Raw genomic sequence first — 22,084 nt, 5'->3', positions numbered from 1 at the left:
GTCCAGGGGCAGGCGGACGCGGAACGTGGAGCCCTCGCCGGGCGTGCTGTCCACGGACACCTCGCCGCCATGCGCCTCGACGATGCGGCGCAGCCGGTACAGCCCCAGCCCCAGGCCGCCGTAGTGGCGCACCGGCACCGCGCGCTCGAAGCGGCGGAACAGGCCCTCCACCCGCTCCGGGGCGATGCCGATGCCGTGGTCCTTCACCCACAGCGTCGCGGTGGAGTCCTCGTGCGCCAGCTCCACCTCCACCGGCTTGCCAGGGCCGAACTTCATCGCGTTGGACAACAGGTGCGCCACCACCTGCCTCAGCCGCGTGCCGTCCCAGCGGCCCCGCGTGGGTGACATGGGCCCGAGCACCAGCTCACAGCCCGCGCGCGCCGCGGCCGACTCCGAGCGCGCCACCACGTCACGCACCAGCGAGGACAGGTCCACGACGTCCAGGTGGAGGTGGGGCGGGCCGCCCTGGAACTGGGACACGTCCAGGAGCGACTCCACCAGGTCCGACATCCGCTGCACCTGCCGGTCCGCGGCCTCCAGCGCCCGCTCCAGCCGGGGCACGGCCTGGGCCACGCCCAGCACCCGCAGCGCCCCTTGCGCGCCCTGCACCCGCAGGCGCAGCGCGGCCAGCGGGGTGCGCAGCTCATGCGCCGCCACGCTGAGGAAGTCGTCGCGCGCGCGCACCGCCTCGCGCGCCTCGCGGTACAGCCGCAGCTGCTCCGTCACGTCGCCGATGATGCCCGACATCCGCACCGGCTGCCCCTGGCCGTCGAGCGACGCGCGCCCCCGACTCACGCAGGAGCGATAGCCCCCTGTCGCATGCCGCAGCCGGAAGGCCACGTCGTAGGGCACGCCCCGCTCCAGGTGCTCGGTCAGCGCGGCCAGCACGGCCGCCCGGTCCTCCGGGTGCAGGAGCTCCACGAAGGCTTCATACGTGCCGGCGAACGACTCCGGCGTCAGCCCCAGCATCTCCAACAGGCGCGGGCTCCAGTAGAGCGAGCCACGACGCAGGTCCCAGTCCCAGATGCCGTCATAGGAGCCATTCACCACCCGCCGGAAGCGCTCCTCGCTCTCGCGCGCGCCCCGCTCCGCATGCTCCAGCAGCCCCACCCGCCGCTCCAATTGCCGCACCACCCGGTACAGGTGGTCCTCGGTGGACAGCTCCCCGGTGGGCACCAGCGGCGCGGGGCCTCCCGCCTCCAGCGCGCGCAGCAGCGTCCCCACCAGCTCGTCCCCATCCTGCGCGCGCCGCACGAAGCCGTTGGCCCCCACGTTTTGCGCCATGCGCAAATCCAGCTCGTCCGGCGCCAGCGCGTGCGTGAGGATGACCGGCACGCGCCCAAGCCTCGGGTCCTGCCGCAGGGCCAGGCACAGCTTGTAGCCATCCATGCGCGGCATCAGCGCGTCCGCGAGCACCACGTCCGGCCGCCGCCGCCGCGCCACGTCCAGCGCCTGCGGGCCGTCCGACGCGGACACCACCTGGAAGCGCAGGGGCACCAGGAACAGCTGGAGCAGCTTGCGCGACACCGGGTCGTCATCCGCCACCAGCACCAGCGGCCGGGGCGCCTGTGCCTCCAGCCCCGGCAAGGCCTGCCGCACGCCCTCCACCAGCCCCGACAGGCTCAGCGGGCGCCACAAGAAGCCCGTCAGCGGCAGCGAGTGACGGCGCACCACCTCCTCTTCCGCGGGGAAGGCCAGCACGTACAGCCCCACCGCCGTCGTCTCCAGCGCCCGGCGCAACGCCGCCAGTCCCTCCTGTCCGGCCGCCAACAGCCCCGCGGCGGCCACCACCAGCAACACCGGCTGGGCCTGGAGCAGCGAGGCGGCGGCCCCCACGTCCGCCAGGGCAACGACCTGCCACCCCTGGCTCTCCAGCGCGAGCACCTGGAGCTCCCGGGCGACGCTGGCTTCTTCGATGAGCAGCAGGCTGGGCTTCGTCACGGCGAGGGGGACCCGGAGACACGAGCTACAGGGCCGTCCAGAGCACCCTGCGGAGCGAAAGGCGCAAGTGTGGGCACTCATCGCAGTGAGTCAAGGTACCCGTGCCGGAGTGTTGGACAGGACAACACCCGCCTCTGCCCTCCAGGCAACCCGAGGCGCCCTCCCTTCCCCGGCACCGCGCGGGAACTCCGCGACAAAAACATCGCAGGTGCTTTTACAACTCAGATACGAAAACCAGCCTGGAGCCCGTCCACCCGTATGCCCGCCCCACACGCCGGGCGAGCCCCCCACCGTGAGCCCGGGCAGGGCCACACGCGGCGCGAACCGGCTTCTTTCCGGCACCGCGTCACCGGTGACTCATGAGTTGCACCTGCACCCAGGACTCACTCGACTTCCTGTTTCTGATACCACCCCCTGGAGCCCTCCATGACGCGACGGGGCGACTGTCATGTCCACGACATCCGGAGCCCGCTCCCTCCGAGCGCGGTGGCCAGTTTGAACCTCACGGGGTCCACGAGCGTCCGAATCAGGAACTCAGGAAGCCGGAAGGCGCGAACTCTCGTTCCGCACAAGGATTGCACCAGTATCCTGGACTCCTGGTGTTTGTTCTCATATCAGAGAGTCTGGGGGGACCCGGCGGGCGAGCCACTCCAGTCCTCGACATCGGACGTTGCGGTACGGGCGAGGTGAAAGTGTCCCGCAGATCGGTTATGCGAAAAGATATCATGGGAGCCAAACGAATCGCCGTGCAGCCGAAGCTCGCTGATTTCCAGGAGAGGATCCGCGCGTCGGGTCTTCGCAGCACCGCGCCCCGCGTGGCGGTGCTTCGCGAACTGGAGACCGCCACCGCGCCAATGAGCCACGCCGACCTGGTGGATGCACTGGGTGACGAGGGCTATGACCGGGTGACCATCTACCGCAACCTGACGGACCTCACCGAGGCCGGCCTGGTGGTGCGCGCGGACCTGGGAGACCACGTGTGGCGCTTCGAGCTGCGACGCTCGGGCGACGAGCACAGCGGCAACCACCCGCACTTCACCTGCACCGACTGCGGCACGGTGGCGTGTCTGCCGGAGGAGTCCATCCGCATCGCGTCCTCCAAGGGCGTGCCTCGCGCGGTGGCCCAGAAGAGCGTGGACGTGCAGCTGCGCGGCGTCTGCGACCGCTGCGCCTGAAGTCCGGCGCTTCCCAAGCGCCCGCTGACCCCAGGTGACGACCGCCCGGGCCCCTTTCGACGGGGCCCAGGCGGCTTGTGCGTGGCCGGACGCGGGCGTTCATGCGCCCGGCGCACGCGGGGTGCGACTACTGGATGACGTAGGCCACGGTGCCGCTGCAGCTGTTGCTGGAGTAGCAGCCGGCGCGCATCGTGTACGTGCCCGCCGTCGGGGCCGTATACGAGACGAAGGACAGCAGGCTGCACGAGTCGTCGTTGTTCGCCACGGACGTGCCCGCCGAGTTGACCAGGCGCAGGTAGGTGTCACCCGTGCCGGAGGCGCCCGTCAGCGTGCAGGTGCCGAACTGGAGCGTCTGGCCCGCGGCCAGCGTCACCGTCTTGTCCGTGGTGTTCTGCGTCGCGTTGTTGGTGTTGGTGGCGGTGAACGCGAACGTCGTGGTGGGCGGGGGGTTGGTGGTGCCACACAGCCGCAGGCTGCCGGCCACCAGACAGTACGCGCTCACCGCGGGGCGCACGTAGGTGATGTCCTCGCCACGGCAGCCCGTCTCCGTGCAGGTGTTGACGATGTCGCAGCTGCCGTTGGCGACGTAGTCCGTCTCGCCGCGCACGAGGATGCCCGCCACCGTGTAGTCGGTGTTCTCGTACACGCCGGAGCCGGAGTTGCCGCCGAACGTGTCCGTGGAGGCGACGAAGAAGTCCAGCGTGCTGGCGCGCGCGTTGCGCACGGAGCCGCCGTCGTCAATCTTGAAGGGGATGCCGCTGCCAGAGCCGATGACCGTCACCTTCGAGCCCACCGCCAGCGGGGCGTTGCCGGCGCGGATGGGCGCGGGGACGAAGCGCGGCGTGGCGGCGCGGTCCAGCTTGATGATGGCGTAGTCCAGGTTGAGCGGGCTCGACTCCTGCTTGCGCACCACGATGGACTGGCAGGAGAAGATGTCCGCCGACGTCACGGCCTTCATCCCCGTGGCCGACGTCCGGTAGAAGTTGAAGACGACGCGCGTGCTGCTGCACGCGGACGCGCTGGTGATGCAGTGGCCCGCCGTCAGCACCAGGTCATCGTCGATGAGCGTGCCCGAGCAGAACGCCGGCGTCAGGTCGTTCAGGAAGCGCTGGTCGGAGCACAGGCCATACGCCGACCCCAGCGTGGGCGCGTTGAACGTCACGTTGCCCGCGCTGTTCACGGTGAAGTCGGACGGGCTCATCAGCGCCACGGTGGACTGCTCGGCGCGCGCGCGCAGCGTCGCGTTCGTGTGCGCGTAGACATCCGTGCGGTTGTCGGTGCCGTAGACCACCGGCTGCCCCGTGGTCCCCGTCGCGGGAGGAGCCTCCTCCGGCTTCGTCGGCTCGGGCGCGGGCCCACACGCCGCGACGGACAGCGTGCACAGCAGCGAGGCCATCAACTTCCTGCCTGCTCCACTTCGACACATGGTTCGCATGCGGTCTGCTCCCTGGAATGGGCGCCCGCCGAGGGGACGGGCAGCCGGGCGCATCTTCAGTCCAACCCGCAAGACGAGCAAACCAACACAGCATCAACTTCCGTGTAATCCGAATTAACGCAACTCCATTGCAATGTTGGACCCGGAGCGTGGTCCCAGGGCGAGCGGGCGTCGGGTGGTGAGCACTCCCTGACCCGGTTCGCCGGCGAAGCGCTTCCACCTGGACGAAGTCAACCCCATCGTTACCGTGGTGTGGGAGCGAGTCCGCTCCGGACCAGGGTCGGAGGACCGGTGCAACCGCTTCAGACACTGCTCGTCGTGGACGACGATTTGGATATCCGCGACGCGCTCCAGGACGCGTTCGAGCTGGAGGGCTACTCCGTATTGCTCGCGGCGGATGGCCTGGAGGCGCTGGCGCAGCTGCGCCAGGAGGGCTCGCGTCCGCACCTCATCTTGTTGGACTTGATGATGCCCCGGATGGATGGCTTCGCCTTCCGCGAGGCGCTGCGCCATGACACGGCGCTGTCGGACATCCCCGTCGTCGTGGCGAGCGCGGACCTCCACCTGGAGGTCGCCGCGAAACAGCTCGACGTGGCGGGCTGCCTGCGCAAGCCGCTGGACCTGCACGAGCTGCTGTCCACGGTGAAGCGCCTGAGCCAGGCCGTCTGAGCGACGCCTTGCTTCGCCTGCTCGCTCCACGGGCGAAACGACGTGGGGGTTTCCCGGACAGGTTGGCGAAGGGAGGCAGCCTCTCCACCCTTGCTCCCAGAAGTCATTCAACCGACCAAGGGAGAGGGAACCCCATGAAGAAGCTCATCACCACGTTCGCGCTGTGCCTGGGCTCCGCCGCGTTCGCGCAGAGCGAGCCCGCCGAGCAACCGTCGCAGAACCAGATTCCGAGCTCCGGCGCGCGCGTCCAGACGGGCGTGGACGCCTCCGACGTGGGGCGCGGCATCAACGGCGCCACGAAGGAGGCCTCGAAGGTGCCCGGCGTGGACAACACCTTCAAGAAGGCGCACTCGCTGAACATCAAGGGCACGGTGAAGGAGTCGGACGACGACAGCGTGAAGCTGTCGCGCAAGGACCTGCCGGACGCCGAGCTGGATGTGAAGCCCCAGACGGTGGTGAAGCTGGACGGCAAGACGGTGCGGGCCGACCAGCTCCCCGAGGGCGCGGACGTCCACGCCCGCTTCCAGCTCTCCGGTGACAACGCCGTCGCCGTGGAGCTGCGCGCCACCAGCCCCAAGGGCGCCAAGGGCACGGGCGGCTCCGGCACCACCGACGCCGCGAAGAAGGACGCGAAGAAGGCCGGCGACCAGGTGGAGCAGACGGGCGATGACCTGAAGCAGGACGTGGACGACGCCGTCCACTGAAGCCCTGCTCGAAGTCACCCGGCCGACAGGCCTCCCAAGCCTGCTTCCCTCACGGGGGGCGGGCCTGGTCATTTCTGGCGACACGTCACGCCCGCGCCTTGCCCACGGTGGGCAGCGCGCTTCCCTCTTTCCCATGTGGGCACGCGCGCAACACCCCGGTACGCCGCTTGCTCCACACCGGGGACGGGAGGAATCGGTGATTCGACGACTGTTGGGCGCGTGTGTCGGTGTGGCGATGGTGTTGGCGGCGGGAGCCTGCGACAGCTCGAAGGGGACGGGGTCGAAGGACGGCGGTGATGACATCCAGTCGCCCTCGGATGACGGGGGTGACGTCGGGACGGAGGACGCGGGCGACGGCGACGCGGGCACGGACGCCGGCGGCGACGACGCGGGCCCCGGTGACGCCGGCCCTGGCCCTGGCGACGGAGGCACGGACCCGGTTCCAGACGGCGGCACTCAGCCCACGACGCCCGAGGGCCCCTGGCCCACGGACGCGCTGACGAACTTCTCCGCGAAGTACGACATCCCCAAGGTCCGCTCGGTGGGCGTGGATGGCGCGCACAACGTCTGGCTGCTCAACGGCAACCAGATTGGCGTGCTGCGCGCGGGCACGGACCGGCCGCTGTGGACCAGCCAGCCCATTGGACAGGCGAGCCTCGGCCTGGGGTGGGAGGCGGACAAGCTCGCCATCGACTCCACCGTCATCTGCGGCGGCAAGGCCGGCGAGGCCTACGTCGGCTACCGGACGCACGACGAAATCGTGGGCGGCCAGAGAATCATCGGACGGGGTGAGGAGGGCTTCTCGGAGGAGCGCTACGTCGAGTTCCAGAAGGGCGATGTGGACGTCGTGCAGCTCAACGGCGAGGGCTCGGACATCGTGCTGCGCGAGCACCTCTATCGCTCCGCGGGCACCAGCCGCCCCAGCCGCAACGAGCCCCTCGGCATCCGCAACAGCAACGACTTCCATTACGACGAGGACCGCTCCGTCTACTCGTGCGTCCGGGTGATGAGCGGCACGTACGAAGGCGAGGTCTATCTCGGCACCAACCACGGCGTGACGCGAGTCCGCGGCTACGACTACAGCAGCCACCGGCACCCCGCGTGGTGGCAGACCATCCCGAATGAGGACCCCAGCAAACCTCCCAAGCAGTCCCAGCGCGCCGGCTACACCTACGGGCTTGGACTCTCGTCGGAGGGCCACCTGCTCATCGCCAACGACTGGAAGATTGGCATCCTCCCGCCCAACGCGGACCTCAAGTGGTGGGACCGGGAGAACCGTGACGGCGTGCCCGCCGACGCGGAGATTTCCGAGTACCTGCTCAACACCTTCGTGGACCCCGTCAATCCGGGCAACGACCAGTACCGCGACCAGGCGGCGCCCCAGAACAAGTGGCGCGCCATCCAGAAGACGAAGGACGGCCTGTACTACGTGGCGGGCCTGGGCAGCGGCCTGTGGCAGTTCCAGGCGAATCCCCAGCGACACGACCCGAAGAAGTACGCCGACACGGACTACGTCCGCATCGAGGGCGCGAACACCAACGACTACACGGCGCTGGCGGCCACCGCCGACGGCTCGCTCTTCGTCGGCACGGCGCACAACGGCCTGTGGCGCCTGACGCCCGGCAAGCAGATGGAGAAGGTGGCGGGCGTCAGCGGAGGCGAGGTGAGGCAGCTCATCTATGACCCTCGCGTGACGCCGGCCGCGCTGTACGCCCTCGTGGACGGGCGGCTGTACGTGCTGCGCGGGTACTGACACGCAAGAGCCTCGCGGGCTCGAGCCGACAACACATGGCGGGCGCCTCCTTCCGGAGCACTGGAGGGGCGCCCGTCCTCGTTACTTCGCCCTGCCGCCCACCACCACGGCCTGGATGCCGACGGACGGCGCGCGCGGCTGCGTGGGCAGGCGGAGGATGAAGGTGGAGCCCTGGCCCTGGGCGGAGCGCACGGTGATGCTGCCGCCCATGGCCTCCACAATCTGCCGGGTGATGTAGAGGCCCAGTCCCAGGCCGCCGTAGTGGCGCTCGGAGACGGCGCGCTCGAACTTGCCGAACAGGCGGGCCATGCCGTCCTCGGAGATGCCGATGCCGTGGTCCTTCACGGCCAGCACCGCCACGGTGCCCTCTCCCACCAGCGAGATTTCCACCGGCCGCCCCGCGCCGTACTTGGCCGCGTTGGACAGGAGGTTCACCAGCACCTGCTCCACGCGCAGCGGGTCCCACTGGCCCGGCAGCGTCCCGGACACGTGCACCGCCAGCTCGCAGCCCGCGCGCGCGAACTCCTCGGAGAACGCGTCCACCATCTGCCGGACGACCTGGACCAGGTCCAGCTCGCGCGGCTCCAGGCTCAGCTTGCCCGCCGCCAGCCGCGACACGTCCAAGAGCGTGTTCACCAGGCTGCCCAGCCGCGACAGCTGTCGCTCCAGCACCTGACCGCGCGGCGCCAGCTCCTGCCCCAGCGCGGGCTGCGCGCCCGTCACCTGACGCAAGAGCAACTGCAGGTGCAGCCGCATGCTGGTGAGCGGCGTGCGCAGCTCGTGGGCGGCCACGCTGAGGAACTCGTCGCGGGCTCGCACGGCCTCTTGCGTCTCGCGCAGGGCCTGCTCGCGCACCGCGCGCTCCCGGGCCGCGCCCGCGTCACGCTGGGCCTCCACGCGGCGGCGCTCCGTCAGGTCCTCCACGTAGATGCACGCGGCGATGACCTCGCCGTCGCGGCGCACCGGGTGGTAGCTGGCGCGGAAGACGCGCGTGCGCTCCACGCCCATGCCGGGCTCGCGGTGGATGATTTCCACGCCGTCCAGGGGCTCGCCCGTCTCCAGCACGCGGCGCACCCGGCGGGCGGTGTCCCCCAGGGACGAGTGGGGGTTCATCACCTCGTCCATGAGGCGACCGAGGTGGGCCTCGCGCGACAGGCCGTTGAGGGAGGCGAGCGCCTCGCTCACCTCCACGAAGCGCAGCTCCCGGTCCACCACCGCCATGCCCAGGGGCATGGTGCTCATCAGCTCGGAGAGGGCGACGGGGCGTAAGCCTTCGGAAGAAGCCTCCCGCCGTTCAGGGGCGGATTCACCGGCTGGCATCATCACTTCCGGGCCCATGTCGGGGGCCGTCCCAAGCCGGGGGCTCATCGTCTCAGCGTGTGTACCAACCTCGTAGGACGCCGTCACCGCATGCCCCCCGACAGTGTGTCCAATGGTGGAAGAAAGGCCCGAGGCCCTCCCGGAATCTTCCCAGAATCATGAGGGTTTTCCCCTCACCCCGCTCGCTGGCCGCAAGGAGGGCAAGCGTGCGCGGGACACCTGCTTCAACCCACCTCCCCCGGCTTCATAGAATCGGGCGCTCGCCGCCCACGGCCCGGAAAAGGAACCGCACCGCATGCGCTTGAGACGTCTGGCCCGTCGCCGCCCCTCGTCGTCCTCGTCCAGTGGATCTCACCTGGAGCCCCTGCAGGGGGGCCGCAACGAGGTGGTGGCCTGGAGCGGAGCGGATCCGCTGCGCCCGGAGCGACGCCTTCGGTGGAGGGACCACTTCACCCTCACGGAGAATCTGCTCCACCTGCCGCACCTGCCGGCGTGTCATGACGGCCTGCGCGTGGCGCAGCTCTCCGACGTCCACGTGGGACAGGCCACCTCCGAGGTGCGCATCCGCCGCGCGGTGGAGGCCGTCAACGCGGAGTCACCCGACCTGGTCTTCCTCACCGGCGACTACGTCACCCACAGCCCCAAGCCGCTGCCGCGCGTGCGCGACGTGCTCTCCGGGCTGAAGGGCCGCGTCTTCGTGGTGCTGGGCAACCATGACCACTGGGTGGACGCGCCCTACCTGCGCCAGTGCTTCGAGCACCTGGGCTACACGGTGCTCCAGAACGAGCACCGCGTCGTCCACCTGCGCGGCGCTCCGGTGACGGTGCTGGGCGTGGATGACGGGCGCACCGGACGCGACGACGTGGAGGCGACGTTCCGCGGCGCGCCGGAGTCCGGCACGCGGCTGGTGCTGGCGCACACTCCGCCCACGGTGGACAAGCTGCCCGCCCAGGGCAACCTGGTGCAGTTCTCCGGGCACACGCACGGCGGCCAGTTCATCGTCCAGGGCCTCACCGAGCGCCTGTTCCGCCGCGCGGGCCAGCCCTACATCCGCGGGCACTACCAGGTGAACGGCAACCAGCTCTACGTGAATCGGGGGTTGGGCTTCGGCTTCGGCGGCCCGTACCTGCGCCGGGGCAGCGAGCCGGAAGTGGCCTTCTTCACCCTGCGCGCCGCCGCGACGGCCATCGCCGCGGCGGGCTGAGCACCTTCGTGCCTCAGGGCCTCAGCGGCGTGCCAATCCGCCCGCCGCCGAGGAGCCCTTCCTTGCGGCCCCCACGACGCAGGCTGAAGGGGCCGGAGCCGAAGTACACGATGAAGAGCGCGCCTCCGGCCATGGAGAGGTTCTTCATGAAGTGGATGAGCTGGTCCTGCGCCTGCACCGGGTCCGCGATGAGCCAGAAGCGGTGGACCATGAAGGCCGCGCACACCAGGAAGATGGCGATGGCCGCGGCCCCCAGGCGAGCGAACACGCCCAGCAGCACCGACAGCCCTCCGAGCACCAGCGCGACGCCCGACAGCAACACGGCCTGGCGCGGCTCGGGGATGCCGGAGCTCTGCGCGTGCGCCGTGAGCGCATCGAGCTGGATGAAGTGATTCAAGCCGCTGGTGATGAAGATGGCGGAAAAGAGCAGCCGACCAAGCGGCGCGAGCACTCCCATGTAAGGCCTCCTGTTTCCCACCAACGCCGGGGCGTGGAAGTCATTCTCAACCTGCCCATGACTTCCCGCGAGGCAGCCATCGCCCGCTCCCCCGTTCGCTCCACGGGTGGCGCCGCGTGCCACCGGTCGCCCCGATGGACTGCGACAACACGCCACACGCGGCGGTGGCGGCCCCGGGCGTATCGTCCTCTCCGTCGTGAAAGCCTCCCTCGCCCTCCTCCTTTTCTGCGGCGCCGTGCTGGTGCCCGTGTCCTCCGCCTGGGCCTGCGCCACGTGTGCGTGTGGCGACCCGACGCTCACGTCGATGGGCACCGAGCAGCCGTTCTCCGGACGGCTCCGGCTGTCCACCACCCTGCGGGCCTGGGGCCATACGGTGGGACAGGAGCGCGTGGACGCGCTGCGCCTGCGCGAGGCGCGCATGGACGTGGCGGTGGCCTACGCGCCGCTGCCCTGGCTGTTCCTGTCGGCCACCCTGCCCCTGCAGGCGCGCGAGGTGCGCTCGGTGAGCCTGGCGCGCGAGCGCGGCTGGGGCGTGGGCGACGTGGAGGTGAGCGCGAAGGCGTTCCTGTACCAGGACCGCGAGTTCTCCGCGGACCATCTCTTCAGCGTGCTCGCCGGGGTGAAGCTGCCCACCGCGCCCCGGCTGCGCGCGGCGGACGGCACGCTGCTGGATTTGGACACGCAGTTGGGAAGCGGCTCGGTGGACCCGCTGGCGGGCGTGGCCTACCAGCACTTCCGGGGCGACTGGTCCTTCCTCGTCAGCGCCACGGGCTTCCTGCCCACGCGCGGCATGTTGGGCTTCCGCGCGGGGCCTTCCCTGCGCACGACGCTGGCCGCGCAGTACCAGCCCGCGCCCCGGTGGGCGGTGCGGCTGGGGCTCGACAGCCGGGTGGAAGCGGCGGCGGAAATCGACGGCGAGAAGGAGGAGAACGGCGGTGGCGTCATCAGCTACGCGTCGCCCGATGTCCTCTTCAGTCCCAGCACGGATATCGTCGTGGCCGCGGGCGTGCGGGTTCCCTTCTTCAACCGGCTCCACGGACGCGTGGCGCCCACTCCCATCGCGATGATGTCCGTCGCGTATGACCTCTGAGCCATGCCTGTCGCCGTGAAGCGCTTCGCCCTGCCCTCCCTGTTGCTGTGTCTCGCCGGCTGTGGTGGCGGTGAGCGAATCGAGGGGATGGAGCTGACCCTGGGGCTCACCACCGCTCGGGCGCGAGGCGTCCCGGAGGCGGCGGGGGCTCGCACGCTCGTCACGGATGAGGGCGCGCGGGCCACGCTCTTCGGGGCGCTCGTCACGCTGGGCAGCGTGGAGTTGATTCCTTGCGAGGCGACGGGCTGGCGGCGGCTGTTGAACGAGCTGTCCCCGGTGGGGACGGCCTGGGCTCACTCGGTGTCGAACGCGCTGCGGCTGGGCACGCCGCACGTGGTGGCGCTGGGGGCGACGGATGGAGAGGTGGTGTCGCTCGGAGTGATGCGTCCGCCGCCGGGGCGCTACTGCCGGGCAAGGCTCACCTTCGAGCCGGCGGACTCGGACGCGGAGGGGCTGTCGTCCGCGTCACAGGGCGCGGTGCCGGTGGACATGCTGGGGTTGAGCCTGCACGTCCGGGGGACGCTGGCGGATGGGGAGCGTGACTTCGAGGTGGAGACGCGGGGCCGCTCGTCGGTGGACGTGGTGCTGGACGGGCTGGAGTTGACGGAAGACGCGCCGAAGGCGGCGCGGGTCTTCACACTGGCGTGGGATTCGTGGCTGGATGGCGTGGGTCCGGGCGAGTCGCCTCGCAACGTGGACCTGCTGGGCAATGTGGCCCGCTCCGCCTCGCTCCAGTCCGCAGTCGTGCCATGACGCCTCCTGTCTCCACCGAGCTCGCTTCTCGCGCCCGCATCAACCTGGAGTGGCTGCTGCGGCTGCGCTGGGGGCTCTTGCTGGGGCAGGCGCTGGTCATCGCGCTGGCGGCGTATGGGCTGGAGCTGGCGCTACCGGTGCCGGTGCTGGCGGGGCTCCTGGGGTTGGAGGCCGCCACGAACCTCGCGGTGCGAGCGTGGCTGGGCCGGGCCCGAGTGACGGAGGGCACCATCGGCAAGTTGATGCTGTGGGACACGCTGGTGCTCACGGGGCTGCTGGCGCTGAGTGGTGGCACGCACAATCCCTTCACCACGCTGTACCTGGTGAACGTGGCGCTGGGGACGGTGCTGTTGCCCGCACGGTGGATGTGGAGCCTGTTGGGCTTCACGCTGATGGCGTTCGGTTCGCTGTTCCTGCTGCAGGACGTGGTGTTGGTGCCGGGGCTGTCGCGGCCGGACCACGCTGCGCTGATGCGGCTGCACATCAATGGAATGTGGGTGGCATTCGCGGTGGCCGCGGGCTTCATCGTGTACTTCGTGCAGCGGGTGACGCGGGCGCTGGAGGAGCGCGAGCAGGAGCTGGCGCAGGCGCGCGCGCAGCATGCGAGGCGGGAGAAGGTGGCCTCGCTGGCGACGCTGGCGGCGGGCGCGGCGCATGAGTTGTCCACGCCGCTGTCGACCATCGCGGTGGTGTCGAAGGAAGTGGAGCGGGCGCTGACGGTGGCGGGCACGTCCGAGGCGGTGCGCGAGGATTTGCGGCTCATCCGGCAGCAGGTGGACCGCTGCCGCGACGTGCTGGTGCAGATGTCGGCGGACGCGGGTCAGACGACGGGAGAGGCCTTCCATCCGATGCCGCTGGGGCGGTTGGTGGAGGACTCGCTGTCGGAGCTGTCGGGCGTGGAGCGGGTGCGGGTGGAGCTGCCCGAGGAATTGAGCGCGTGGCGGGTGCAGGGGCCTCCGCGAGCGCTGGCGCGGGTGGTGCGCGGGTTGGTGAAGAACGCGCTCCAGGCGTCGCCGCCTTCGAGGTCGGTGGAGCTGCGGGTGTTGGCGGGGCGAGGAGGCGCACGGCTGGAGGTGCGCGATGGCGGTGCGGGGATGCCGGCGGAAATCCTGGCGCGGGCGGGCGAGCCTTTCTTCACGACGAAGGCGCCGGGTGAGGGCATGGGGTTGGGACTGTTTCTCGCGCGCACGCTGGCGGAGCAGCTCGGTGGTTCGCTGGAGCTGCGGTCCACGCCGGGACAGGGGACGGTGGCGAGCCTGGCGCTGCCTGTCGGCGCACCGCCCGCCACGGAGGTGGCGTCGTGAGCACGGTGGGCGGTGATGGGCATCATCCGAGCCTGTTGCTCGTGGATGACGACGCGACGCTGCGGGAGCGGCTGGCGCGGGCGTTTCGTGAGCGCGGGTGGGAAGTCACGACGGCGGGCGACTACGACCAGGCGCTGGCGGCGGCGCGACGGGAGTCACCGGAGTACGCGGTGGTGGACCTGCGCATGCCGGGACGCAGTGGCTTGGAAGTGGTGAAGGACCTGCTGGCGGTGGATGCGTCCACGAAGGCCATCGTCCTCACGGGTTATGGGAGCATCTCGACGACGGTGGATGCGATTCGATTGGGGGCGGTGAACTACCTGCCCAAGCCGGCGGATGTGGATGACATCCTCGCGGCCTTCGCGCGAGCTTCGGGTGAGCCATCGCTGGCGGCGCCGGAGACATTTGAAGCGCCCTCGCTGGCGCGCGCGGAGTGGGAGCACATCCATCGCGTGCTCGCGGACTGCGCGGGAAATATCTCCGAGGCCTCGCGCAAGCTCGGCATCCACCGCCGCTCGCTCCAGCGAAAGCTCCAGAAGTACCCGCCGGCGCGGTAGTGACGCCTTTGCACACCGGCGCGGGCGGCTCCTCTTTCATGCCCGCTCGTCGGCAGAAGGCCGTTCGCTCGGCCTCCTGCATCGCACCTGGCCCCTCGTCGCCTTCCTCGCCTCTCAACGGACACCGTGATGAGGGGAGGCCCGAGTGGCCCGGGGATGCCTCACTCCACCTCGGCATCTAGCTTGGGTTGGCTGACCACCTCGTGGCCTTCCCTGGGGAGAAGCAGCTCAGGCCCTTCGCCCAAGGCCTTGGAAAGGATTTGGCATGTCGACCAGGCTTGTCTGGGGAATGCTCGGCGGAGTGGTGTTGGGGATTGCGTTCGGCAACTCGGGAATCGGCATTGCCATCTGCATCGCAGCAGGCGCCCTGGCCGCCGGAATCTGGCAGTACCTGGAGACACGCGGCAAGCGGGCCTGACCCGTGGATGACGCTGGTCGTGCCTCTACGAGAACTTGCCGACGACCTCTGGCGCCCAGAAAAGCACCGTCATTTGTTTTCCGGGTGAGGTTGCATAGGAGCCGGCGGAATCACCTCCGGGACGGCGAGTGATGATGGCATCGAAGGAGCAGTCGATGCCTCAGGGTGAGGAGAAGGAAGCGAGGCAGGTGGAGCAACCTCTTTGTCCGGAGTGGGCTCGGGAGGAGGCACAGACTTCTCAGGTGGCAACGAATCAGCGGGGGCATCGCCAGTCGGAGTCGGGGCCTTCTCGACCACAACGCCCTGTGACGTCACCGCATAGACTTCCCACCAATCGAGGACACGTCCGCTCGGACCGCCGCAACGGTGAAAGCGTTGGTCCACGACCACGAAGTACAAGCCCGGCGTCGTGCCCGCGAAGACGGAAACATCCAGGCCCTGCTCCGGGCTCGAGCATCCCGCGAACAGGTTGGGGAACGGGTTGGTTCTCACCACCTCGCGGATGGCGCCCGCCGCGGCGAGCGCGGCACCTGCCTCCATTGGCTCGACCACGGTTCTGGACGAGCTTTCGTCCGGCCACAGCACCTCGCCCTTCCAGGGCGCAGCCCGTGTGGCACATCCCTGCAGTACCGCGACACACCCCGCCAGCATCAAGGCCTTGATCATTTCCCCCACCTAGTCACGGAGTAGCTGCAAGTTCCCATCACGGCATTGAGGCGCCACGCTCCGGAAAGGAGGGCGCGCACTGCGCGGAGCGCAGATGCCCAGCGTGACCCATCGAGCACTGGTTTCGCTCCACTGCTGAACCTCACCCGTTGGGAAATAGCGCAGGTAGAAGCGCGTCCCATCCTGACGCTCCGCCACCAGCGCCGACGTCATCTCAATGGCTGTGTTCTTGAAGACCGCTGGAGCGGGGTTGCCGGGTATCAGCCGCACTTCCGCCATGGCCACGAAGGGCCTGAGCGCATCTGTCGGCCAGACGCTGAGGTCCTGCGACGAGGGCGCCGCGGCGCATGCATGGTTGTGGACGTAACCGACAACCCACACCTGCGGAGATGGGAAGTCGTCATCCTTCACCGCGAAGAATGGATTGCAGGCGTCGTGACTTCCTTGGACGGGCTCAGTCACCCGCCAAGACAGGGAGTCGCGACCGCCCGCTACATAGAGCGTCGCGCAGTACTCCGTGGACAAGCCCACGATGGGGCGCCGCGTTCCCGGGTCGCACGCTTTCGCGCCAGGGAGCTTCAACATCGCCTCCGCCACATCCTGCAAGAGGCTTATTGGGATGGAAGCGTCTCCTGTGGGCATCTCCACGGCGGGCACTTCCGACCATGGCCCTCGCGCAAGCTCCGCGTCCGGAGCGATGATGGCGGAGGGAGTGGAAGCAGCGCATCCGCTGAGAAGCAAGGAGAGCAGCCCAAGAGGCATGAAGGCATCAAAGGAGGCCATCGGCGCGCACTATAGCGGCGCTCCCACGGACGCACCGAGAATGCGCCAACACCTGTGCGATGGCGCTCATCCGCGCCGTCGCGCGCGAATGGGCCCTACGTACTCACTGCGCCCTCCCCGCCCGGACGACGTGCCGGACGGGGAGCTGTCACCCGACCTCAGCGACCGTCGAAGTAGCAGAAGCCGTAGCCCCGGTCTCCACCGCCACCCGACAGCGGGTAGTAGATGTAGCCCAGCTCCTCGCCCGCTCCGCACTCGGAGCGCGCTCGCGCGTAGCGGTGGCACGTCGCCACCGCCGGGCCCGCCGCGCCATCCGCGTCGAAGCAGGTGCCACGCGCACCCTCCACACCACAGAACTCCGTGAAGGAAGTGGACGTGCACGCCTCGCCAATCAGCGCCGTATCGAACGCGAAGCCAATCGGCTCCAGCACCGACTGCTCGATGCACAGGCCATACACGCCACACACCGTGCCCGTGGGGCACCCCGGGGTCGGCGCCATGAAGTCACACGTCTTCAGGCACTGCGCGTTGTCGCTGAGCAGGTCCGTACACGCGAAGCCCTGCTCGCAGTCCGTCGTCGTCAACGCGTACTCGCTCTCCGCGGGCGTCGCCGTGCAAGCCTCGCCCTGCGTCTTCGTCCCCAGCGCGCGCTGCAACGTGCCGTCCGTCGCGGCGTAGTCGTCCGCGACACACGCCGTGTCCGGCAGGTTCGACGTCAGCGAACCCTCGCGCGGATCACACCCGCCCGGACGCACCGTGTTCCACGTCGCGAAGCGAATCCACCGACACTCGCCACCCGACACCACGGACGAACCCGTGTACGGGCCCGAGGTGGGCGTCGCGAGCACCGACTCGCGCAGCACCACGTTCGACAGCGCCCCCACCGTCTGCTGCGGCGACACCTGCAGCGCGAGCAGCAGCGCCCCCGAATCGGCGACGAACAGCTTCTGCGCCGTCGTGCCCATGTCCTGGTAACCGAAGACGCACTGCTCACACGTAAAGGTGTTCGCCCCGCCCTGCGACAAATCGTACAGCCCCGGCTGCGTGTTCATGTCCAGGCGGATGCGCACCTCGTCCCGCTGCACGCCTCCGATGCTCGACAGGTCGCCACGGAACGTCGGCTGCCGCTCGTACTGCACCGGCGTCAGCTCGATGCCGTTGAACAGCTCACCCACGGTGACTTCCGTACAGCCCGCAGGCGGCGTCAGGAAGCGCGCCTCCTGCTCGGCGGCACGAATCTCCGCCTGCTCCGGCGTGGGCTCGTGCGCCTCCTGCCCACAGCCGATGAGCCCCGAGACAAGCACCGCACCCCACCATCCATTGATGGACTTCATTCCGTCGTTCTCCCGTTGCAGACGACCGCGCCAGGGCGGTCGACCAGGTGTGTCCCTGGTTCACGCTGAGTAGATGCAGTCGATTGACAGGTGAAATCCGATGTCACTCAAGCCGCACACCCGATGAACGAAAATCCCGGGGGAAAGTCGCGAGCGCACCCCTGTCATTTTCGCGTGTCAGGGGTGCGTGGAATGGTGGGCGGGAACCGCTCACGCCGGAAGCGTGCCTTCGCCCGTGGAGAGGGTGTTCATGAAGTCCTTCACCTTCGTCACGTAGGTCGCGTCGCCCGTGCCGGCGGGAATCGCGTTCGCGTTGTTGCGGTCCACGCCGTTCGGCCCGGAGTTGTAGGCGCGCAGGGCCAGGTCCCAGCCCCCGAACTGCTCCTTCATATCCTTCATGTAGCAGGCGCCCGCGAGGATGTTGGTCTCCGGGTCGGAGAGGTTCTTCCCCTGCAGCTCGGGGTGCTTCGCCTGCAGCTCCTTGAAGGTGTTGGGGTTCACCTGCATCAGGCCGGTGTCCGTCAGGCCATTGCCGCCGTTGGTGGAAATGGCATCCAGGTTGCCACGCGACTCCTGCCAGATTTGCGCGGCCAGCATCTCGGCGGGCACGCCCGTCTTGGCCGCCGCGGACTCGATGGTGCTCCGCAGCTTCTCCAGGCCCGGAGGCAGGTTGCCACCCAGCTTCTTTCCGCCCTCGATGCTCGGCGCGGCACCGGGGCTCGCCGCCGCGCTGGGGCTCGCCGCCGCGCTGGGAGCCACCGGGCTGGGATTCAGGTCCAGGGGAGGCCGCCCCGAGGACGCCTGCGGAGAGAAGCCACTGTCACCGAAGCACGAACCCTGGGACGTGCCCTTGGAACCTTGGGGCGCCTGCACGCCGCCCTTCTCGGCGATCTGCGACATCACCTGCACGAGCGTGTTCATCACCGACAGGGTGCTCTCCAGCAGCTTGCCCAGATGCGCCTTTCCCCCATTGCCCAGGTCGAAGCCGTCCTGCTGGAGCGCGGCCAGGCCGGGAGCCAGCTTCACGCCCGAGCCCACCGACGGACTGAAGGAGGAGGACTCCACGCCGCCGCTGCGAAGAGGAGAGGCGCTGGGACGGGAGACAGGCGTGGCGGCGTTGTGCAGGGGAGCGATGCTCATGACGAGACACTCGGGGGATGGGAGGCGGATTGATGCGACCCAGGACCCCATAGCAGCGCGTGTGCCAGCCCTCGCGACGAGGCGAGCGACAGACAACCCATGGATTTTCCAAAGAGGCGCGGGCCCGAGGATGACGCCAGCGCAGCGCCTCCTGATGACGGCTGTCATCAGCCGATGGTCCGCGTCATCAGGGACGAGCTCAGCCCATCACTCCGCCGCGACTCGAGCTCCGGTCGAGGGCGGCACGAGGATGTCCATCCACTCGCCATAGGCCTCCGCGGGCGCGCCGCTCCCCTGGAACTCGCGCACGGAGCTCAAGAACTTCCGCCAGTGGTCCCCCACGACGGCGTCCAGCCAGTTCTCCTGGCTGTAGGCCAGCAGGCTCCCGGCGGCCTGGATGGCCGGGGCGTCCGGCCTGACGGCGAGGATGACAGCGAGCGAGTGGCTCTCCGCGCCAGGCACGCGGCTCGGTGCGGACGCGTCCAGCCGCCAGCATGCCGCCGTGTCTCCGAGCGCCTCCGCCTTCACACACGTGCGGACCGCGTCGTGGAGAGAGGGCCGCGGGCCCGGCTTCCCATAGAACTCCACCGCGACCTCCGCCGCCCGCCGCGCCTTGGGCATCGGCAGCACGAGCCGCGCCTGGCGCAACGATTCGAGCTGGAGCGAACCCCGCTGCTCCGCGCACGCCTTCACCTGTGCGCCGGCCTCCGGCAACACCTTGAGCACGCGAAAGGCATCGGGACACGTCTCGTACAGGCTGAACTCCACGACGCACTCGAAGCGCGCGAAGCCCTGCTCCCGCTTCGGGAACAGCGACAGGCCAAACTCCACCCGCCACGGCGAGTACCCCTCCGGGCACACGACGTCCGTCCCTCCATACGGCGTCACCATCAGCTCGTCGTGGAACGCCACCAGGTCCGCGCAGGCCCGCTGGCGCAGGGCGAGGAACGTCTCCTTCAGCCATGCCTTCTCGGCGGGGGTGTCGAGCCGGCCGCTCAGCAGGAACGCGTCATGCACGGTCTCATCCCACTGCCCCAGACAGTCCAGCGGCGGGCGCTTCTCCAGGAACCTGTCGAGGGGCCTGCTCTGGAACTCACGGGGGTCGGACATGCGGCTCCTCGCTCGGGCAGCGGGCTGGAGCCATCATGCAATGCATCACCCACCGCGCGCAGCAGGAGGCCTCAGGGGTACGTCACGCTGAAGGTCGCCGGCCCCTTCAGGAACGTCAGGCCTTCATCGGAGCGACAGCCATTGTCGATGTCCGTGCTCAGGAACGTGGTGGTCCGCACCGCCGTGGCGCCCTGGAACTTCCCGGACAGCACCTTCCCCGTCTGCGTGACGAGCGTCGTCGCGTCCTGCACGGAGACGTGCGACTGGCTCATCAGCACCGTGGACGTCTCCGTCGTGTTCCACGTCACCACCTGCCGTCCTGCTCCGGCTCTCGCCAGGTCCGCGCAGGAGATGCCTCGCACCAGGCTCGGTGCCTCCGAGCCCAGCGTCGCCGACGTCACCGCCGAGCCGAGCACCGTCACGCAGTTGCTCACCGTCGCCTGGAACGACACCGCGCTGTCCCGAGGCGACACCTTCACCCCCGTGCCGTACTTCGCCTCGCCGTGTCCGATGGGACAGGTGATGAGCACCTTCTCCGGAGGCCGCTCAATCGTCATGCCTCCGGACTCCTGTCCCTCCAGCGTCCCACGGCCCTGGCGTCCTCCTCCGTCCCCACAGGCCAGCGGCCCACAGAGCCCGACGAGCACGAGCCCCCTCACACCCCATGACGTCGCACGCATGAGCACCCTCCTGATTCGTCCAACGACTCACGTCATCGTGCGGATGAGCTCGAGCGTGGACGGCCCGCTCAGCCAGATGAGCCCGCCCGGCGACGCACAGCCCTTCTCGATGTCCGAGTTGAGATACGTCACCGTCCAGATGGCCGTGGCCTCCGCGAAGGCGCCCGACTCCACGGTGCCCGTCAGCGTGAAGACCGTCAGCGGCCCCTGCGCCAGCTCCCGCGACTGACTGAACACCAGCGTGGACGTCTCACCCGTGTTCCACGTCACCACCTGGCGCACCGTGCGCGGCGTCAGCAGGTCCGCGCACGAGTAGCCCGCGAGCAGGCTCGAGTCGAGCGGCAGGCGCGCGGACACCACCGAGGACGCGGGGATGGTCACACAGTTGCTCAACGTCGTGGCCCCCGCCACCGTCACGTCCTTCGTCACCTCGCTGAGCCCCGGCAGGTACGACGCCTGGGTGATGCCGACAGGACAGGTGACGACGACGGGCCCCGGGCTGTCGGAGCGCGGCGGGGCCACAGCCGCCCCCGGCTCCCGGGGCTCGTGCCCCTCCTCGCCATTCTCCGCCGACACATCAAAGGTCGAGGTGAGGGCGAGTGCGGAAAGAAGGACCACCACCGCCGCCGACAGACTTCTGCGCATTGCCGCTCCCGATAACGCTTCCGTTGCCGAGATAGGGAGCCGCCGCGCACACGCCCATCCGCAAAATACGACAAGGGACGCTGGGAGACGCTCACACCTCCCCGCGAGCACGGGGCGGTGTGCCGCACCTCGCACGGGAAATGTCGGACACCAACGTCCACGCCCGGCCTGTCGGAACGAACACAGCCGCGCGAGAGTGAGGCGTCGTGAGGCCATGAGCGCGCCACCACGACACCGACTCACGCGCCCAGCGGCTTCAGAGCAGCTTCGTCAGGGTGAGCGTCGTGAGGCCGGAGAGCGAGGTGAGCCCTTCGGGGGACGCGCAGCCATCCTCCAAGTCCAAGGTGACATAGCTGATGGTCCGGACCGCGGTCGCGTCGATGAACTTCCCGGAGAGCACGGTGCCCGTCAGCGTGAAGACGGACAGCGTGCCCTGCACGCCCACGCGAAGCTGGGTGAAGACCATCGTCGAGGACTCCCCCGTGTTCCATGTCACCGTCTGGGTGACCGTCCTGGGCAGCAGCAGGTCCCCGCACGAAAAACCCTGCACCACGCCCGACGTCAGGCTGCTGGTGCCCGATGTCACCGGGTCACCCAGCACCGTCACGCAGTTGCTGAAGGTCGCCTGACCCGACACCGTGACATTCTGGGGCGTGTTCTTCAGCCCCGGCGAGTAGGAGGCCTGACTCGTTCCCACCGGACAGGTGACGAGGACGAGGCCCAAATCCAGCGCCGCCTCCGAAGTCTCCGCCGAGGAGCCCTCATCTGGTGCCGCGAGCACGCGCTCTTCCACGCCACCACACCCGAGCATCAGCAGGACACACGCCTTCAACAGACACGTCGTTCGTCGCATGAACGCCTCCGTGAATGAGGCGTCCAGCGTAGCCAGCAGGCCCACGCGAGCCGGGCCCCTGCCCCTCGGGAACATGCGACCTTCCGCTACGCG

Annotated in this window: 22 protein-coding genes; 10 read left to right on the top strand and 12 right to left on the bottom strand. The window is 69.3% G+C overall.

Translation table 11 applies throughout. The features are described 5' to 3' along the window. Positions 1 to 1,941: ATP-binding protein (locus tag HR086_RS11445; RefSeq protein ID WP_174465612.1), on the bottom strand; the 1,941-nt coding region annotated here is incomplete at its 3' end. 725 nt (positions 1,942 to 2,666) lie between these two features. Between HR086_RS11445 and HR086_RS11440 the strand changes: the two genes are divergently transcribed. Continuing rightward, entirely contained in the window at positions 2,667 to 3,116 is a 450-nt protein-coding gene (locus HR086_RS11440; protein WP_141643171.1) for a Fur family transcriptional regulator, read from the top strand. 127 nt (positions 3,117 to 3,243) lie between these two features. On the opposite strand, the gene HR086_RS11435 is transcribed toward HR086_RS11440, so the two are convergent. Beyond that, on the bottom strand, positions 3,244 to 4,512 hold the full coding sequence (locus tag HR086_RS11435; protein ID WP_254626286.1) for a trypsin-like peptidase domain-containing protein: 1,269 nt from the start codon (positions 4,510 to 4,512) through the stop codon (positions 3,244 to 3,246). Between the two features lie 330 nt (positions 4,513 to 4,842). Here HR086_RS11435 and HR086_RS11430 point away from each other — a divergent pair, with 330 nt between their 5' ends. The 3 genes from HR086_RS11430 to HR086_RS11420 all read left to right on the top strand — a co-directional run bounded on the left by HR086_RS11430 (position 4,843) and on the right by HR086_RS11420 (position 7,677). Beyond that, positions 4,843 to 5,220 (top strand): response regulator, encoded by a 378-nt coding sequence (locus HR086_RS11430; RefSeq protein ID WP_174453900.1) that lies wholly within the window; start codon positions 4,843 to 4,845, stop codon positions 5,218 to 5,220. 134 nt (positions 5,221 to 5,354) lie between these two features. Further along, positions 5,355 to 5,924: a hypothetical protein gene (locus HR086_RS11425; protein ID WP_174465610.1), complete on the top strand. Its 570-nt coding sequence runs from the start codon at positions 5,355 to 5,357 to the stop codon at positions 5,922 to 5,924. Positions 5,925 to 6,120: 196 nt separating this feature from the next. After that, positions 6,121 to 7,677 (top strand): hypothetical protein, encoded by a 1,557-nt coding sequence (locus HR086_RS11420; protein ID WP_174460711.1) that lies wholly within the window; start codon positions 6,121 to 6,123, stop codon positions 7,675 to 7,677. An 81-nt stretch (positions 7,678 to 7,758) separates the two neighbouring features. On the opposite strand, the gene HR086_RS11415 is transcribed toward HR086_RS11420, so the two are convergent. After that, entirely contained in the window at positions 7,759 to 8,919 is a 1,161-nt protein-coding gene (locus HR086_RS11415; protein WP_254626285.1) for a HAMP domain-containing sensor histidine kinase, read from the bottom strand. A gap of 373 nt (positions 8,920 to 9,292) precedes the next feature. Here HR086_RS11415 and HR086_RS11410 point away from each other — a divergent pair, with 373 nt between their 5' ends. Continuing rightward, positions 9,293 to 10,201: a metallophosphoesterase gene (locus HR086_RS11410; RefSeq protein ID WP_141643175.1), complete on the top strand. Its 909-nt coding sequence runs from the start codon at positions 9,293 to 9,295 to the stop codon at positions 10,199 to 10,201. A 13-nt stretch (positions 10,202 to 10,214) separates the two neighbouring features. Here HR086_RS11410 and HR086_RS11405 read toward each other — a convergent pair whose 3' ends face one another. Continuing rightward, a complete protein-coding gene (locus HR086_RS11405; protein WP_174453896.1) occupies positions 10,215 to 10,658 on the bottom strand; it encodes a DoxX family protein in 444 nt (147 codons plus the stop codon). A gap of 196 nt (positions 10,659 to 10,854) precedes the next feature. Here HR086_RS11405 and HR086_RS11400 point away from each other — a divergent pair, with 196 nt between their 5' ends. From HR086_RS11400 to HR086_RS11380, 5 genes are all read left to right on the top strand, one after another. After that, on the top strand, positions 10,855 to 11,748 hold the full coding sequence (locus tag HR086_RS11400; protein WP_371745540.1) for a transporter: 894 nt from the start codon (positions 10,855 to 10,857) through the stop codon (positions 11,746 to 11,748). A gap of 3 nt (positions 11,749 to 11,751) precedes the next feature. Further along, the gene (locus HR086_RS11395) at positions 11,752 to 12,501 is read left to right on the top strand and encodes a hypothetical protein (protein ID WP_174460710.1); all 750 of its coding nucleotides are present in this window, start codon (positions 11,752 to 11,754) and stop codon (positions 12,499 to 12,501) included. Continuing rightward, positions 12,498 to 13,805 (top strand): ATP-binding protein, encoded by a 1,308-nt coding sequence (locus HR086_RS11390; protein ID WP_174453894.1) that lies wholly within the window; start codon positions 12,498 to 12,500, stop codon positions 13,803 to 13,805. Before HR086_RS11395 ends, HR086_RS11390 begins: the two co-directional genes overlap by 4 nt. After that, positions 13,802 to 14,362: a response regulator transcription factor gene (locus tag HR086_RS11385; RefSeq protein ID WP_141643180.1), complete on the top strand. Its 561-nt coding sequence runs from the start codon at positions 13,802 to 13,804 to the stop codon at positions 14,360 to 14,362. Before HR086_RS11390 ends, HR086_RS11385 begins: the two co-directional genes overlap by 4 nt. 265 nt (positions 14,363 to 14,627) lie before the next feature. Beyond that, a complete protein-coding gene (locus HR086_RS11380; protein ID WP_174460709.1) occupies positions 14,628 to 14,780 on the top strand; it encodes a hypothetical protein in 153 nt (50 codons plus the stop codon). Positions 14,781 to 14,849: 69 nt separating this feature from the next. Here HR086_RS11380 and HR086_RS11375 read toward each other — a convergent pair whose 3' ends face one another. The 8 genes from HR086_RS11375 to HR086_RS11340 all read right to left on the bottom strand — a co-directional run bounded on the left by HR086_RS11375 (position 14,850) and on the right by HR086_RS11340 (position 21,991). Further along, a complete protein-coding gene (locus HR086_RS11375) occupies positions 14,850 to 15,446 on the bottom strand; it encodes a hypothetical protein (protein WP_174460708.1) in 597 nt (198 codons plus the stop codon). Between the two features lie 9 nt (positions 15,447 to 15,455). Continuing rightward, a complete protein-coding gene (locus HR086_RS11370; protein WP_254626284.1) occupies positions 15,456 to 16,031 on the bottom strand; it encodes a hypothetical protein in 576 nt (191 codons plus the stop codon). Between the two features lie 356 nt (positions 16,032 to 16,387). Continuing rightward, positions 16,388 to 17,563: a hypothetical protein gene (locus tag HR086_RS11365; RefSeq protein WP_174465609.1), complete on the bottom strand. Its 1,176-nt coding sequence runs from the start codon at positions 17,561 to 17,563 to the stop codon at positions 16,388 to 16,390. A gap of 210 nt (positions 17,564 to 17,773) precedes the next feature. Beyond that, positions 17,774 to 18,703 carry a lytic transglycosylase domain-containing protein gene (locus HR086_RS11360; RefSeq protein ID WP_174465608.1) on the bottom strand — a complete coding sequence of 310 codons (930 nt, stop codon included), beginning with the start codon at positions 18,701 to 18,703 and terminating at the stop codon, positions 17,774 to 17,776. Between the two features lie 207 nt (positions 18,704 to 18,910). Next, positions 18,911 to 19,813 carry a hypothetical protein gene (locus tag HR086_RS11355; protein WP_174460705.1) on the bottom strand — a complete coding sequence of 301 codons (903 nt, stop codon included), beginning with the start codon at positions 19,811 to 19,813 and terminating at the stop codon, positions 18,911 to 18,913. Positions 19,814 to 19,884: 71 nt separating this feature from the next. Then, positions 19,885 to 20,493, bottom strand: coding sequence for a hypothetical protein (locus HR086_RS11350; RefSeq protein ID WP_141643184.1), 609 nt, complete (start codon positions 20,491 to 20,493; stop codon positions 19,885 to 19,887). A 27-nt stretch (positions 20,494 to 20,520) separates the two neighbouring features. Continuing rightward, positions 20,521 to 21,138 carry a hypothetical protein gene (locus HR086_RS11345; protein WP_174460704.1) on the bottom strand — a complete coding sequence of 206 codons (618 nt, stop codon included), beginning with the start codon at positions 21,136 to 21,138 and terminating at the stop codon, positions 20,521 to 20,523. Positions 21,139 to 21,394: 256 nt separating this feature from the next. After that, positions 21,395 to 21,991 carry a hypothetical protein gene (locus HR086_RS11340; protein WP_174465607.1) on the bottom strand — a complete coding sequence of 199 codons (597 nt, stop codon included), beginning with the start codon at positions 21,989 to 21,991 and terminating at the stop codon, positions 21,395 to 21,397. Positions 21,992 to 22,084: the final 93 nt, after the last annotated feature.

Origin of the sequence: Myxococcus sp. CA039A (assembly GCF_013336645.1) — a bacterium.
GTDB classification, from domain to species: Bacteria; Myxococcota; Myxococcia; order Myxococcales; family Myxococcaceae; genus Myxococcus; species Myxococcus llanfairpwllgwyngyllgogerychwyrndrobwllllantysiliogogogochensis.
The sequence above is the reverse complement of the archived record's forward strand: the minus strand, read 5'-3'. Positions and strand labels throughout refer to the sequence as shown.

Excerpts from the sequence above, each read along its gene's own strand:
- HR086_RS11440 (WP_141643171.1), top strand. The coding sequence starts at position 2,667 with ATGGGAGCCAAACGAATCGCCGTGCAGCCGAAGCTCGCTGATTTCCAG.
- HR086_RS11435 (WP_254626286.1), bottom strand. The coding sequence starts at position 4,512 with ATGGCCTCGCTGCTGTGCACGCTGTCCGTCGCGGCGTGTGGGCCCGCG.
- HR086_RS11425 (WP_174465610.1), top strand. The coding sequence starts at position 5,355 with ATGAAGAAGCTCATCACCACGTTCGCGCTGTGCCTGGGCTCCGCCGCG.
- HR086_RS11415 (WP_254626285.1), bottom strand. The coding sequence starts at position 8,919 with ATGAGCACCATGCCCCTGGGCATGGCGGTGGTGGACCGGGAGCTGCGC.
- HR086_RS11410 (WP_141643175.1), top strand. The coding sequence starts at position 9,293 with ATGCGCTTGAGACGTCTGGCCCGTCGCCGCCCCTCGTCGTCCTCGTCC.
- HR086_RS11405 (WP_174453896.1), bottom strand. The coding sequence starts at position 10,658 with ATGGGAGTGCTCGCGCCGCTTGGTCGGCTGCTCTTTTCCGCCATCTTC.
- HR086_RS11395 (WP_174460710.1), top strand. The coding sequence starts at position 11,752 with ATGCCTGTCGCCGTGAAGCGCTTCGCCCTGCCCTCCCTGTTGCTGTGT.
- HR086_RS11390 (WP_174453894.1), top strand. The coding sequence starts at position 12,498 with ATGACGCCTCCTGTCTCCACCGAGCTCGCTTCTCGCGCCCGCATCAAC.
- HR086_RS11380 (WP_174460709.1), top strand. The coding sequence starts at position 14,628 with ATGTCGACCAGGCTTGTCTGGGGAATGCTCGGCGGAGTGGTGTTGGGG.
- HR086_RS11375 (WP_174460708.1), bottom strand. The coding sequence starts at position 15,446 with ATGATCAAGGCCTTGATGCTGGCGGGGTGTGTCGCGGTACTGCAGGGA.
- HR086_RS11370 (WP_254626284.1), bottom strand. The coding sequence starts at position 16,031 with ATGTTGAAGCTCCCTGGCGCGAAAGCGTGCGACCCGGGAACGCGGCGC.
- HR086_RS11365 (WP_174465609.1), bottom strand. The coding sequence starts at position 17,563 with ATGAAGTCCATCAATGGATGGTGGGGTGCGGTGCTTGTCTCGGGGCTC.
- HR086_RS11360 (WP_174465608.1), bottom strand. The coding sequence starts at position 18,703 with ATGAGCATCGCTCCCCTGCACAACGCCGCCACGCCTGTCTCCCGTCCC.
- HR086_RS11355 (WP_174460705.1), bottom strand. The coding sequence starts at position 19,813 with ATGTCCGACCCCCGTGAGTTCCAGAGCAGGCCCCTCGACAGGTTCCTG.
- HR086_RS11350 (WP_141643184.1), bottom strand. The coding sequence starts at position 20,493 with ATGCGTGCGACGTCATGGGGTGTGAGGGGGCTCGTGCTCGTCGGGCTC.
- HR086_RS11345 (WP_174460704.1), bottom strand. The coding sequence starts at position 21,138 with ATGCGCAGAAGTCTGTCGGCGGCGGTGGTGGTCCTTCTTTCCGCACTC.
- HR086_RS11340 (WP_174465607.1), bottom strand. The coding sequence starts at position 21,991 with ATGCGACGAACGACGTGTCTGTTGAAGGCGTGTGTCCTGCTGATGCTC.